We start from the raw sequence: 12,582 nt of genomic DNA, 5'->3' as shown, positions 1-12,582 counted from the left end.
GACGCGACTGTACGGCCCGTGCGGTGTGTCGCGCGGGCCGTACGGCTCACAGATGGGCGTAGACGTCGGCCAGGGAGATGCCCCGGGCCACCATCATCACCTGAACGTGGTACAGCAGTTGGGAGATCTCCTCGGCGGTGGCGTCGGCGCCCTCGTACTCGGCGGCCATCCACACCTCGGCGGCCTCCTCGACCACCTTCTTGCCGATCGCATGCACGCCCTTGCCGACCAGCTCGGCGGTGCGTGACGTGCTGGGGTCGCCGGTGGCGGCCTTGTGCTGCAGCTCGGTGAAGAGCTGCTCGAATGTCTTGTTGGCCATGGTGGTCCTAGCCTACGGGGAACAGCCCGCCCTTCAGCGCCACGGTTCGGATAGTGAGCGGATGACGGCCGCGGTCGCCACCGCCGCGGTGACCGCCTCGTGCCCCTTGTCCTCGTTCGACCCGGGAAGTCCGGCCCGGTCGAGGGCCTGCTCCTCGGTGTCGCAGGTGAGCACGCCGAAGCCGACCGGGACACCGCTGTCCACGGTGACCTGCGTCAGGCCCGCGGTGACCCCTTGCGAGACGTACTCGAAGTGCGGCGTGCCGCCGCGGATGATCACACCGAGCGCGACGACCGCGTCGTAGCCGCGACCGGCCACTGCCCGGGCGACGACCGGCAGTTCGAAGCTGCCCGGCACCCGCAGCAGGGTCGGCTCCTCGATCCCCAGGTCGTGCAGGGCGCGCATCGCGCCGTCGACGAGGCCGTCCATCACCTGCTGGTGCCACTGGGCCGCGATCACCGCGACCCGCAGGTCTCCGCAGTTCTTGACGGTCAGCTCGGGGGCGCCCTTACCGCTCACTTCTCTCCTCGTTGCTCGGTGACTGTGCTGCCGCCTGCGGTGCCGACGGCGGCGTGGCTGCGGCCGGCGCTCTCCAGCCAGGGCAGGTCGTGCCCCATCCGGTCGCGCTTGGTCTGCAGATACCGCAGATTGTGCTCCCCCGCCCCGACCGGCATCGGCTCGCGGCCCAGCACTTCGAGGCCGTGGCCGACCAGCGCACCGGTCTTGGCGGGGTTGTTCGTGATCAGCCGCAGCGAGCGCACGCCGAGGTCGGCGAGGATGCGCGCGGCGGCGCCGTAGTCGCGGGCGTCGGCGGGCAGGCCGAGTTCGAGGTTGGCGTCCAGGGTGTCCCGGCCGCGCTCCTGCAGCTCGTACGCCCGCAGCTTGGGCAGCAGGCCGATGCCGCGCCCCTCGTGGCCGCGCAGGTAGAGGACCACCCCGCGGCCCTCCTCCGCGACCCGGCGCAGCGCTCCTTGCAGCTGCGGGCCGCAGTCGCAGCGCTGCGAGCCGAAGACGTCGCCGGTCAGGCACTCGGAGTGCACCCGCACCAGCACGTCGGTGCCGTCGCCGAGGTCGCCCGCGACCAGCGCGATGTGCTCGACGCCGTCGGCGGTGCTGCGGTAGCCGTGGGCGCGGAAGTCGCCGAAGGCGGTCGGCAGCGTGGTCGACGCCTCCCGGCGGACGGTCGGCTCGGCGGAGCGGCGGTAGGCGATCAGGTCCTCGATGGAGATGATGGCCAGGCCGTGCTTGCGCGCGAAGGGCACCAGCTCGGGCAGCCGGGCCATCGTGCCGTCCTCGCGGGCGATCTCCACGATGGCCGCTGCGGGCCGCAGCCCGGCGAGCCTGGCCAGGTCCACGCCCGCCTCGGTGTGGCCGGCCCGGGTCAGCACCCCGCCGCTCCTGGCCCGCAGCGGGAAGACGTGCCCGGGGCGGACGAAGTCGGCGGCCACCGACGACGGCTGGGCCAGCAGCCGGATGGTCGCGGCGCGGTCGGCCGCGGAGATCCCGGTGGTCACCCCGTGCGCGGCACCGGCGTCCACCGAGACGGTGAAGGCGGTGCGCATCGACTCGGTGTTGGCGTCCACCATCTGCGGCAGTTCGAGGCGGTCGAGCTCCTGCGGCTCCATCGGTACGCAGATCAGCCCGCGGCACTCGGACATCATGAATGCCACGATCTCCGGGGTGATCTTCTCCGCGGCGACGATCAGGTCGCCCTCGTTCTCCCGGTCCTCGTCGTCCACCACCACGACCGGGCGGCCCGCGGCGATGTCGGCGACGGCCCGTTCCACCGGGTCGAGGACGAGGTCGGCCTCGTCGTACCAGTCGTCCTGCAGTGCGGTCACGGCGCTCATGCCGTCACTCCTTCCGCGACGGTGCTGCTCGGCTCGGCCCGGCGCAGGTCCCCGCCCCTGCGGGTCTGCTGCCACCAGGCGTACATCCCGGCGATGACCAGGACGAAGTAGACGATGTAGACCAGGCCGGAGAAGGGCAGGCCGCTGTGGAAGTTCAGCGGCACCCCGACCAGGTCGACGGCCAGCCAGGCGAACCAGAACTCGACCCAGCCGCGGGCCTGCGCGTACATCGCGGCCAGCGTGCCGACGAAGATGTACGCGTCCGGCCACGGGTTCCAGGACAGCTTCGGGTACGCCAGGAAGAGCGAGGCGACCGCGACGGTGCCGACCGCGGTGGCCGCCACCAGCACCGCCCGCTCACGCCAGGTGGCGAACCGGATGGCCAGCCGCCCGCTGCCGGCCCGGCCGCGCCGCCACTGGAACCAGCCCCACACGGCGACGGTGATCACCACGAACTGCTTGCCGACGCCGCCGCCCAGGTGCGCCGACCAGAACGCCGCCACCAGCACGACGCCGGACAGCAGCTGGACCGGCCAGGTCAGCATGGCCCGCCGCCAGCCCAGCGCGAGCGCGCCCAGGCCCAGCAGGTTGCCGATCATGTCCGACCACATGACGTGCTGGTCGAACGCGGTGAAGGCCTCGCTGTTCAGCCAGTGCAGTGCGCTCATCGCGCGTCCCGGGGTGTCGGATCGGACCCGGGTGCGGCCGTCGCGCCGAGCATGCGCTCGACGTACTTGGCGATGACGTCGACTTCGAGGTTCACCGGGTCGCCGGGCTCCTTGAGGCCGAGGGTGGTCAGCGCGAGGGTGGTCGGGATGAGGCTGACGGTGAAGTAGTCGGCGGCGGCCTCCACGACGGTCAGGCTGATGCCGTCGACGGTGATCGAGCCCTTCTCCACCACGTAGCGGGTCAGCTCCGCGGGCAGCGAGATCTTCACGATCTCCCAGTGCTCGGCCGGCGTGCGGTCCAGGACCGTGCCGGTGCCGTCCACGTGGCCCTGCACCAGGTGCCCGCCGAGCCGCCCGCCGAGCGCCATCGGGCGCTCCAGGTTGACCCGCGAGCCGGGGCGCAGCGCGCCGAGGCTGGACCGCTTCAGCGTCTCGGCCATCACGTCGGCGGTGAAGGCGCCGTCGCCGAACTCGACCACGGTCAGGCACACACCGTTCACCGCGATCGAGTCGCCGTGCTTGGCGCCCTCGGTCACGACCGGGCCGCGCACGGTGAAGCGCGAGGCCTCGGACTGCTCCTCGACAGCGGTGATCTCACCCAGTTCTTCGACGATTCCGGTGAACACGTCACTTCTCCTGTGCAGCAGTGGGGACGGCGGTGATACGCAGGTCGGGCCCGAGGCGGGCGACATCGGTCACGTCGAGCCGCAACGCCTGCGCGATGGTGCTGATTCCTGCGTCGCCGAGCGCGGTGGCTCCGGCGCCGAGCAGAGCCGGTGCCAGGTAGCCGACGACGGCGTCGACGGCCCCGGCGGCCACGAACGCGCCGGCGAGCGTCGGCCCGCCCTCCAGGAGGACGGAGCGGACCCCGCGGGCGTGCAGCTCCGCGAGGAGCGCGTGCACGTCGAGCCCGGCGCCGCTGCCGACGGCCGCGGGGGCCGGGGCGGGCACGGGGGCGGCGGGCGGCTCGGTGGGGGCGGTGATCTCGGCGATACCCGTCGCCGGGGGCGGTTCCACGGGGGCGGTCTCCTCGGCGATGCCGGCTGCCGGGAGCACTTCCTGGGCGTAAGGGAGGCGGATGACGTCCACCGCCGGGAGGTGGCCGGTGTCCGCGTCCTTGGACACCGCGATCAGGGTCGGGGCCGCGTCGTCCAGCACCCGGGCGGCCGTCGTGATCCGCGCCCGGGAGTCCACCACCACCCGGAGCGGCTGGACCGCGTCCGGGACGCCGCGGACCGCCAGGTGCGGGTCGTCGGCCAGCAGCGTGCCGGAGCCGACCACCACCGCGTCCGCCTCCGCCCGCAGCCGGTGCACGTCCGCGCGGGACTCCGCCGAGGTGATCCAGCGGCTGCTGCCGTCGGCCGCGGCGATCCGGCCGTCCAGCGTGGCCGCGTACTTCCAGCGCACGAAGGGGCGCCCGCGGCGGACCGACGTCAGCCACGCGACGTTGACCGCCGCGGCCTCGTCCGCCAGCAGCCCGCTCTCGACGTCCACGCCCGCCGCCCGCAGCGTCGCCGCCCCGCCGGACGCGGCCGGGCTCGGGTCGGACACCGCGTGCACCACCCGGGCGACCCCCGCCTCGATCAGCGCCTGGGCGCACGGGCCTGTCCTGCCGGTGTGGTTGCACGGCTCCAGCGTCACCACGGCGGTACCGCCGCGGGCCGCCTCGCCCGCGGCGCGCAGCGCGTGCACCTCGGCGTGCGGGCCGCCGGCCTTGCGGTGCCAGCCCTCGCCGACGACGGCGCCGGCCGTGTCGAGGATCACACAGCCGACGACGGGGTTGGGGGCGGTGGCGCCGAGGGCGCGCGCGGACAGCGCGATCGCTCGGCGCATCGCGTCGGTCTCATTGGTGGTGGCCACCGGGTCCTCCTGCCGCATCGGGCACGGACTCCGGGGCAAGCGGACGTCTCCCACGTCCGGCGCACCGCGTTCACGCGGGCCTGAGCGGCCCGTCCCATGGCGGCGCACCGTGGTGAACGTCCGCCGCGCACTGCCTCCCATCCGGACTTTCACCGTCGGTCCAGGAATTTCACCTGGTCAACCGGCCGCTGGATGCGGACGGGTCGCGGACTGTAACCGCCGGTTCGGAATTACACCGACCCCGGAGTGCGCAAACGTCACTGGTACGGGGTCCAGTCTGCCACGAGTTCCGCGCCGCGCTCCAGGGGGTTCTGCCTTCCCCGTCCCCGCCGCCGGGTCCAGGCACCCGGGAAGGAGGTCACCCCGCGGGGGCGAAGAGGGCGTTCTGGGCGGAGTCCATCGCGGTGATCACCGCACCGCGCAGGATCGGGCCGCCGGGTACGGCGGTGGGGCGCACCTCGGTGCGCAGCGGGGAGAGCCGGGAGAGGGTGGCGGCGACGCGCGAGGCGAGGTCGGACCCGCCGGCGGAGCCGACCTCGCCGGCGAGGACGACCTGCCCGGGGTCGAGCACGGCGCACACGGCCGCCGCCCCGACGGCGATCCTGGCGGCGAGCTCGTCGAGGAAGGCGGGGGTGCCGACCCGCACGGCCTCGGCCGCGGCGGCCGCGTCGCACCCGTCGACGGACAGGCCGTGCGCGCGGGCCAGGTCGCAGACGGCCCGGCTCCCGGCGAGCCCGTGGAAGCCGTCGTCGCAGTTGGTGGAGGTCGGCAGCCGCCCGGTCAGGGAGATCGGCAGGAAGCCGACCTCGCCGGCGCCGCCGGAGTTGCCGCGCCGCAGGCGCCCTTCGAGGACGAGGGCGGCGCCGACGCCGCCGCCGATCCAGAGCAGCACGAAGGTGTCGCCCGCGGCGGCGCCGCGGACCCGCTGCTCGGCGACGGCCGCGAGGTTGACCTCGTTCTCCAGCAGGACGGGCACCCCGAGCCGGTTGCGTACCTCGTCCACCAGGTCGCCGTGCCAGGCGGGGAGTTCGCCGGTGGTGCTCAGCCGGCCGGTGACCGGGTTGATCAGGCCGGGGGCGCCGAAGGCGACGGTGTGCAGCGGCCGGTCGCCGACCGCGCCGAGCAGCAGGCCGATGCCGCTCTCGATGGTGCGGGCCGGATCGGCGTCGGTGGAGACCGCCAGGTCGGCCCTGGCCACGGTGCGGCCGAGGAGGTCGGCGATCTCGACACCGATGCTGTCGACGCGTACGTCGAGCCCGGCGACGTGCGCACGGTCGGCGACGATGCCGTAGACCCGGGCGTTGGGACCGCGCCTGGCGGCTCCGGACTCGCCGACGACCTCGATCAGGCCGGAGTCCTGGAGGCGTTCGACGAGGTCGGCGACGCTGGGCCGGGACATGCCGGTGAGTTCCTTCAACTGCGCGGCGGTGAGCGGCCCTTCGTCCTGGAGCAGGCGCAGGGCGAGCCGGTCGTTGATGGCCCTGGCCGTACGCGGTGACGCGTTCCTGCCGGGCTGCGCGCGGGTGACGGTCATGCGGGCGATCCTCCCAGAAAGCCGGTGGCCCCAGATGCCTTAACTTTCAGGCAGGCTTCCTGATAGTTTACCCACCATGACGACGAACGCTCCCGGGGCACGGTGGTCTCCCGCCAGGGTCCGTACCGCCCATATGGCCATTGCCACGATCTTTGCCGTGCATGGTGCGGTGCAGGGCACGTTCGCCACCCGCATCCCCTGGATCAAGGACCATCTCGGGCTCAGCGCGGGCGCGTTGGGCATCGCGCTGGTGTGCCCAGCGATCGGCTCGATGGTGACGATGCCGCTGGCCGGGCGGCTGATGCACAAGCTCGGCTCGCGCACCGCGATGCGGCTGCTGCTCGCGCTGTGGTGCGCGGCGCTCTCGCTGCCCGCGCTCGCGCCGGGCCTGCCGTGGCTGTGCCTGTCGCTGCTGGTCTTCGGCGGCAGCGCCGGCATGGCGGACGTGGTGATGAACGCCATCGGTCTGGAGGTCGAGGAGCACAAGGGCAAGTCGATCATGTCCGGGCTGCACGGGATGTGGAGCGTGGGCACCCTGGTCGGCGCCGCGATCGGCGTGCCGGCCGCGCACGCCGGGCTCGACGGCCGCGTCCACCTCGGTGCGGTGGCCGCCTTCCTGGTGGTGTTCGGCTTCCTGGTGTGCGCCAAGGTGCCCGACCTGCACCCCGCGGCCGACGAGGACGCGCCGCCGCGCTTCGCGCTGCCGCCGCGTGCGGCGCTGGTGATCGGCGCGATCGGCTTCTGCGGGGTCTTCGCCGAGGGCGGCAGCGCCGACTGGTGCGCGGTCTACCTGCGGGACGTCGCCAACGCCTCGCCGGCCGTCGCGGCGCTGGCGTACACCGCCTTCTCCTGCACGATGGCGACCGCCCGGCTGCTGGGCGACCTCGCGGTACGCCGGCTGGGCGCGGTGAACGCGATCAGGACCGGCGGGGTGGTCGCGACCGCCGGCGGGCTGCTGGTGGTGCTCGCGCACGCGCCGGCTCCGGCGATCGCCGGCTTCGCGCTGATCGGCGTGGGTATATCCGTGGTGGTGCCGCTGTGCTTCGCTGCGGCCGGACGCAGCGGGCCCAATCCGAGCCAGGCCATCGCGGGCGTCGCGACCGTCACCTACACCTCGGGACTCGTCGCACCGGCGGCGATCGGCGGGATCGCCGGGGCGACGTCGCTCACGGCGTCCTTCTGCCTGGTCACGGTCCTGACGCTGGGGCTGGTGGTGGGAGCGGGCGTGGTCAGGCCGGCCCCCGTCAAGGTGGCGGGCTCGCCCGCGCCGGCCGGCGTCCCCGCCGAGTAGTCCCCCGAGCCCGCCGGGCGGCGGGTGGCCCCGACCGGAGTGGGAGCCGGTCCGGTGTCACCCGCCGCCCGGCGCCTTTTCGCGCAGGTGGGGCGGCGCCACCAGGTGCAGTGCGTGGTAGCCGGCCAGGACGAGGATCGCGCCGGGCGCGATGCCGCTCAGCGAGACGGGTGTCGGTGATCCGCAGCGTCACGTCGCCGATGCCCGCCACGACGCCGCCGGCGATCGGTTCGGGACGGACCACCGCCCCCGGCAGCGGGCAGCGGACGTCGCCGTGCACCGTCCAGCCCGTACCGCGCACCCTGTACCTGCTCCTCGCCGCCGCGGAATCGTGCGGTTCACGCTCAGGGCTGTCCCGCAATCCCCGGCGGGCGCGCGACGACAGCTACGGCACCTCGCTGCGTTGCCGGGCTCGCCCGAATACGACCCGGTATGAGGGCGACCCTTCGCCTTGCGATGCACCGCATCTGACGCCGCCCGCTGGTCCACCGCGGATTACGGGACAGCCCTGAGGGCCGTCGTGTGCGGGGCGGGCGCGCGCGGCCGGTGGGTCACACGGTCGGCGCAGGGGGTGAAGGTGCCGCGGGAGGTTCGCATCGCGGCAGGTGGGGGGAGTTCGGCGGACGCGCACGGGGGAATCGCGCCCGCCGAACCGAGAACTACGTTACCGGCGCGTCGGCCCTCCCGGGGAGCACGGAACGGGCAATTCATTCCGCGGGATTACGCCATGGCACGCGCGCGCCGTCATCTCTCGTGATCTTGGCAGGAGTTGACCGGTTTCGGCACCTCAACCGACCGTCAGGTCCTGCAGGCCGACCACGCGCAGGAGCTGCAGCCGCTCGTAGGCCTCGGTGCCGGGGCGGGCGGTGTACACGATCAGCCGCTGGTCGTGCCAGGTGCTGAGCAGCACCTCGCAGTCGAGCTCCATGTCTCCCACCACCGGGTGCCTGAAGCGCTTGGTGTCGGAGCGCCGGACGGCCACCTTGTGTTCGGACCACAGCCGTTCGAACGGTTCGCTGCGCGCCCGCAGCTCGGCGACCAGGCTCGCGGCGCGCGGGTCGTCGGGGCGGGCGGCGAGGACCGCGCGCAGGTGGGCGACATGGGTGCGCAGCAGCGTCTCGTGGTCCTCGGGCGGGAAGATGTCCATCGCCGAGGGCTCGGTGAAGGCGCGGCGTACGGAGTTGCGCATCTCGGGCGGGCGGGCCGAGACGTCGCCGAGCAGGGCGGACGCCATGGTGTTCTGCACGAGGATGTCGCCGATGTCGCTGACCACCTGGGCGGGCGTGTCGTGCAGCCGGTCCAGGACCAGCAGCAGCCCAGGACGTACGTGGCCGCTGCCGCCGGTCTCCCGCGGCGGCTCCTCGCCCGCCAGGTGGAAGACGTGGTCGCGCTCGTCGGAGGTCAGCCGCAGCGCGCGGGCGAGCGCGCCGAGCATCTGCCGGGAGGGGCGCGGGCCGCGGGCCTGTTCGAGGCGGGTGTAGTAGTCGACGGACATGCCGGCGAGCTGGGCCACCTCCTCGCGGCGCAGTCCCGGGGTGCGGCGCCGGGCGCCGCCGCCCAGCCCCACGTCTGCGGGGTTGAGCCGGTCGCGGCTGCGGCGGAGGAAGTCGGCGAGTTCTGGTCGGTCCACCCCTCCAGCATGCGGCCGCGGCGGCCGGCTATCCAGGCGGTGCCACTCCCCCGATAGCGCGGCGCGTCGGCGGGGAGGCCGGGGAACCGGTCGCATGGCGGGCGTGCCCGCCGGGTCCGGCGTGCCGCGTGGCGCGCAACCGGCGGGTGGGGACACTGGGGCGCATGGTGATCGATGTGGCCGGTGTCCTGGACCGGATGCGGCGCGTGGACGAGGTGCTGCCGTACGACGACGGCGTCGCGGTCTTCAACCGGGTCTATGCCGCGGTGACCGAGGAGGTGCGGCGGCGGCTGGCCGCCGGGGAGTTCGCGGACCGTGCGGCGGCCGGCGAGCTGGCCGTGCGGTTCGCGGGACGGTATCTGGCCGCGGTGGCGGACGACGCGGCGGGCCGCCGCCCGCCGGCCTGCTGGCGCCCGCTGTTCGTGATGCGCGCCCACCCGGGCATCAGGCCGCTGCAGTTCGCGCTGGCCGGCATCAACGCGCATGTGGGCCACGACCTGGCGCTCGCGGTGGTGGACACCTGCCGGGAGACCGGACGCGCGCTGCAGGACCTCGAAGCGGACTTCGACCGGGTCGGCGAGGCGTTGACCGCGATCGAGGGGGAGGTGCGGGAGCTGCTGATGCCCGGACCCGACCTGCTGGAGGCGGCCGACCCGCTGACGCACCTGGTCGGCTCGTGGTCGCTGGCCAGGGCCAGGGACGCCGCGTGGGCGGCGGCCCGGCTGCTGTGGGCGCTGCGCGGGACCGACGACGCCCGCGACGAGTGCGTGAGCCGGCTCGACGCGGGTGTCGGCCTGATCGGGCGGCTGCTGCTGACGCCGGTCGGCTGCGGGCGTCAGTCCTCGGGCAGCATGACGGGCGCGATCTCCTCGTAGCGGTCGCCGGGTCCCGGGTTCAGCGGGTCGGTGCTGCCGCCGAGGTGGTGCATGACGCCCCACACCGCGTTCAGCGCGGTCTGCACCGCGCCCTCGGCCCAGCCCGCGGTCCAGGAGATGTCGTCGCCCGCGAGGAAGAGCCCGCGCCGGTCGGCGGGCAGCGCGTCCTGCACGAAGTGGGTGAACAGCCGCCGCTGGTAGCGGTAGTGGCCGGGCAGGTTGGCCTTGAACGCGCCCATGAACCAGGGCTCGTTCTCCCACGAGACGGTCACCGGGTTGCCGATGACGTGCTTCCTGATGTCGACGCCCGGGTAGACCTCGCCGAGCGACTTGAGCATGACCTCCATCCGCTCGTGCGCGCTCAGCGGCAGCCATTTGAGGCTGTCGTCGCACCAGGTGTACGACAGGCAGATCGCGGCGGGCCGGTCCGGGCCGTCGTCGAGCAGGTAGGTGCCGCGGGTCATCCGGTCGGTGAGCGTCATCGACAGGGTGTCGCGGCCGGTGCGCGGGTCCTTGTCGAGCCAGAACGGCCGGTCGACGGGCACGAAGAGCTTGCTCGACTCCATGTAGTGCGTGCGCTCCATCGCCGTCCAGTGGTCGATCGGGAAGAGCGCGTCGTCGCAGGCGATCTTCGACAGCAGCAGCCAGGACTGGGCGGTGAAGACCGCCGCCTTGTAGGTGCGGATGTCGCCGGTGGCGTCGGTGACGGTGATCCGGTTGCCCGCGGTGCGGTGCAGCCCGGTGACGGCGGGGCGCGGCTCGCCGCCGTGCAGCGAGGAGAGCGAGGTGCCGCGCGGCCAGTGCACGGCCTTGTCCGGTGCGCGCTCCCACAGCCGCTGCGGGAGCTGCTGGCTGCCGCCGTCGATGCCGCGGTGGTCGTCGTCGGCGCCGGTGTAGACGACCCGCAGGATCTCCAGGATGGAGTTGGGGAAGTCGGTGTCCCAGCCGCCGGTACCGAAGCCGACCTGCCCGAAGATCTCCCGGTGCCGGAAGGACTTGAAGGCGGGCGAGTCGCACAGGAAGCCGTAGAAGGTCTGGTTGTCCAGCTTCTCGACCAGCGCCGACCAGATCCGCCGGATCTCGGGCACGTCCCGCTCGCGCAGCGCCCGCTGCATGGCGGAGAAGTCGGCGCCGTCCTCCAGGCAGGCGTTCCAGGCGTGCATGACCTGGTGGTAGACCTCGGGCAGGTCGTCCACCGAGGTGGCGTAGTGCGACTCGCCCTTGAGGTCGACGACCGTGGAGGGGGTGCAGGGCGCCAGCGGGTTGGGGAAGGGCGTGCTGTGCAGGCCCACCAGGTCCGCGTAGTGCCAGAAGGCCGTGGAGGACGGCGGGAAGCGCATCGCGCCCAGTTCCGCGGTCAGCTCGGGGTCGCATCCGTCGAAGCCGACGGTACGCAGCCGCCCGCCGATCCGGTCGGCCTCGTAGACGACCGGCCGCAGGCCCATCTTGAGCAGTTCGTACGCCGTGACGATGCCGGACAGCCCGCCGCCGATCACCGCGACCTCGGTGCCGTGCTCGGTGGGCGGCACCGAGCCGAGCCCGGCGGGGTGGGCGAGGAAGTCGTCGTAGGCGTAGGGGAAGTCGGGGCCGAACATGGTGATGGGCGGTTCGGTCTGCGCCTGGATGTGCTGCTCGTCGTGGACGGCGGTGGGCACGGACGTCATGGGCGGGGGCTCCTGGCGATGGTGCGGTAGAGGTCGGGTCGGCGGTCGGTCAGATACGGGGTGACCGCCCGCGCGGCTGCGTTGCGTTCGGGGTCGACGTCGGCGATGAGCAGCTCGGGGCCTGCGCCGGCCCTGGCGCGTACCTCGCCGTCGGGTCCCGCCAGGCAGCTCAGCCCGGCGAAGTCGAGGTCGCCCTCCGGGCCGCAGCGGTTGGCGTACGCGAGGTGCAGGCCGTTCTCGTACGCCCTGGCCGGTACCAGGACCCGCGGGACGAACTCGTAGGGCCGCATGAGGGCGGTGGGCACGGCCAGCAGGTCGGTGCCGGCCAGCGCGTGCGCTCTGACGGTCTCGGGGAACTCGACGTCGTAGCAGATCAGCAGCCCGATCCTGAGGCCGTCGAGGTCGGCCTGCACGACCTGCTGCGTGCCGGGGGTGAAGGCGGCACGCTCCTGGTCGCCGTACAGGTGGGTCTTGCGGTAGGCCGCGAGCAGGGTGCCGTCGGGGCCGACGAGGCCGGCGGTGTTGTGGACGGCGGCGCCGTCCCGTTCCGGGTGGCCGTAGACGACGGCGACGCCGTGCCGGGCGGCGATCCGCCGGACCTGGCGGGCGGCCGGGCCGTCCGCAGGTTCGGCCAGGGCCGCGGCCTGCGGGCCGAGCACGTACCCGGTCAGCGACAGCTCGGGGGTGATCAGCAGCCGGGCGCCGCGCTCGGCGGCCTGTGCCGCGGCGGCGTCCAGCGCGTCGAGCCCGGGTGCGCACCCTTGGGCTACCGCGATCCGCAAGGGGGCCTCTTTCACCTGGTCAGCGGGGTATCGGGGGGACTCCCCCGACGCTAATCGCCGCAGCCGACCGGCGGAAGAGCCGAACATTGCGCCTACCCGTGCGATTCGT

Annotated in this window: 12 protein-coding genes and 1 riboswitch; of the genes, 2 read left to right on the top strand and 10 right to left on the bottom strand. The window is 73.6% G+C overall.

Going from position 1 to position 12,582, the window contains the following annotated elements; all coding sequences use genetic code 11:
* Positions 1-46 precede the first annotated feature (46 nt).
* From NFU81_RS18065 to NFU81_RS18035, 7 genes are all read right to left on the bottom strand, one after another.
* Positions 47-319, bottom strand: coding sequence for a phosphoribosyl-ATP diphosphatase (locus NFU81_RS18065; protein WP_251491067.1), 273 nt, complete (start codon positions 317-319; stop codon positions 47-49).
* Positions 320-352: 33 nt separating this feature from the next.
* The gene (gene ribH, locus NFU81_RS18060; RefSeq protein WP_205047490.1) at positions 353-838 is read right to left on the bottom strand and encodes a 6,7-dimethyl-8-ribityllumazine synthase; all 486 of its coding nucleotides are present in this window, start codon (positions 836-838) and stop codon (positions 353-355) included.
* Entirely contained in the window at positions 835-2,169 is a 1,335-nt protein-coding gene (locus tag NFU81_RS18055; RefSeq protein ID WP_251491065.1) for a bifunctional 3,4-dihydroxy-2-butanone-4-phosphate synthase/GTP cyclohydrolase II, read from the bottom strand. The genes ribH and NFU81_RS18055 overlap by 4 nt, the downstream gene beginning before the upstream one ends.
* Positions 2,166-2,837 carry a nicotinamide mononucleotide transporter family protein gene (locus NFU81_RS18050; RefSeq protein ID WP_251491063.1) on the bottom strand — a complete coding sequence of 224 codons (672 nt, stop codon included), beginning with the start codon at positions 2,835-2,837 and terminating at the stop codon, positions 2,166-2,168. Before NFU81_RS18050 ends, NFU81_RS18055 begins: the two co-directional genes overlap by 4 nt.
* A complete protein-coding gene (locus NFU81_RS18045; RefSeq protein ID WP_251491061.1) occupies positions 2,834-3,463 on the bottom strand; it encodes a riboflavin synthase in 630 nt (209 codons plus the stop codon). Before NFU81_RS18045 ends, NFU81_RS18050 begins: the two co-directional genes overlap by 4 nt.
* Before the next feature lies 1 nt (position 3,464).
* Entirely contained in the window at positions 3,465-4,670 is a 1,206-nt protein-coding gene (ribD, locus tag NFU81_RS18040; protein ID WP_422665228.1) for a bifunctional diaminohydroxyphosphoribosylaminopyrimidine deaminase/5-amino-6-(5-phosphoribosylamino)uracil reductase RibD, read from the bottom strand.
* A gap of 150 nt (positions 4,671-4,820) precedes the next feature.
* Positions 4,821-4,951: riboswitch (FMN riboswitch) on the bottom strand.
* Positions 4,952-5,055: 104 nt separating this feature from the next.
* Positions 5,056-6,231, bottom strand: coding sequence for an ROK family transcriptional regulator (locus NFU81_RS18035; RefSeq protein WP_251491056.1), 1,176 nt, complete (start codon positions 6,229-6,231; stop codon positions 5,056-5,058).
* A gap of 76 nt (positions 6,232-6,307) precedes the next feature.
* On the opposite strand from NFU81_RS18035, the gene NFU81_RS18030 reads away from it, so the two are divergent.
* Positions 6,308-7,522 (top strand): MFS transporter, encoded by a 1,215-nt coding sequence (locus NFU81_RS18030; protein ID WP_251491053.1) that lies wholly within the window; start codon positions 6,308-6,310, stop codon positions 7,520-7,522.
* 787 nt (positions 7,523-8,309) lie between these two features.
* On the opposite strand, the gene NFU81_RS18025 is transcribed toward NFU81_RS18030, so the two are convergent.
* Positions 8,310-9,152 carry a helix-turn-helix transcriptional regulator gene (locus NFU81_RS18025; RefSeq protein WP_251491050.1) on the bottom strand — a complete coding sequence of 281 codons (843 nt, stop codon included), beginning with the start codon at positions 9,150-9,152 and terminating at the stop codon, positions 8,310-8,312.
* A 164-nt stretch (positions 9,153-9,316) separates the two neighbouring features.
* Here NFU81_RS18025 and NFU81_RS18020 point away from each other — a divergent pair, with 164 nt between their 5' ends.
* Positions 9,317-10,027 (top strand): DUF5995 family protein, encoded by a 711-nt coding sequence (locus NFU81_RS18020; protein ID WP_251491047.1) that lies wholly within the window; start codon positions 9,317-9,319, stop codon positions 10,025-10,027.
* Here the strand turns inward: NFU81_RS18020 and NFU81_RS18015 are convergent.
* On the bottom strand, positions 9,988-11,691 hold the full coding sequence (locus NFU81_RS18015; protein WP_251491044.1) for a flavin monoamine oxidase family protein: 1,704 nt from the start codon (positions 11,689-11,691) through the stop codon (positions 9,988-9,990). The two genes, NFU81_RS18020 and NFU81_RS18015, sit on opposite strands and share 40 nt — an antisense overlap.
* Positions 11,688-12,473 (bottom strand): carbon-nitrogen hydrolase family protein, encoded by a 786-nt coding sequence (locus NFU81_RS18010; RefSeq protein ID WP_251491041.1) that lies wholly within the window; start codon positions 12,471-12,473, stop codon positions 11,688-11,690. The genes NFU81_RS18015 and NFU81_RS18010 overlap by 4 nt, the downstream gene beginning before the upstream one ends.
* Between the last annotated feature and the right edge of the window lie 109 nt (positions 12,474-12,582).

This window comes from Actinacidiphila cocklensis (assembly GCF_907177275.1).
Lineage (GTDB): Bacteria > Actinomycetota > Actinomycetes > Streptomycetales > Streptomycetaceae > Actinacidiphila > Actinacidiphila cocklensis.
The sequence above is the reverse complement of the archived record's forward strand: the minus strand, read 5'-3'. Positions and strand labels throughout refer to the sequence as shown.

What these genes read in the sequence shown, in the direction of transcription:
- NFU81_RS18015 (WP_251491044.1), bottom strand. Translation starts at nt 11,691, where the DNA reads ATGACGTCCGTGCCCACCGCCGTCCACGACGAGCAGCACATCCAGGCG.
- NFU81_RS18065 (WP_251491067.1), bottom strand. Translation starts at nt 319, where the DNA reads ATGGCCAACAAGACATTCGAGCAGCTCTTCACCGAGCTGCAGCACAAG.
- NFU81_RS18030 (WP_251491053.1), top strand. Translation starts at nt 6,308, where the DNA reads ATGACGACGAACGCTCCCGGGGCACGGTGGTCTCCCGCCAGGGTCCGT.
- NFU81_RS18050 (WP_251491063.1), bottom strand. Translation starts at nt 2,837, where the DNA reads ATGAGCGCACTGCACTGGCTGAACAGCGAGGCCTTCACCGCGTTCGAC.
- ribD (WP_422665228.1), bottom strand. Translation starts at nt 4,670, where the DNA reads ATGCGCCGAGCGATCGCGCTGTCCGCGCGCGCCCTCGGCGCCACCGCC.
- NFU81_RS18035 (WP_251491056.1), bottom strand. Translation starts at nt 6,231, where the DNA reads ATGACCGTCACCCGCGCGCAGCCCGGCAGGAACGCGTCACCGCGTACG.
- NFU81_RS18020 (WP_251491047.1), top strand. Translation starts at nt 9,317, where the DNA reads ATGGTGATCGATGTGGCCGGTGTCCTGGACCGGATGCGGCGCGTGGAC.
- NFU81_RS18055 (WP_251491065.1), bottom strand. Translation starts at nt 2,169, where the DNA reads ATGAGCGCCGTGACCGCACTGCAGGACGACTGGTACGACGAGGCCGAC.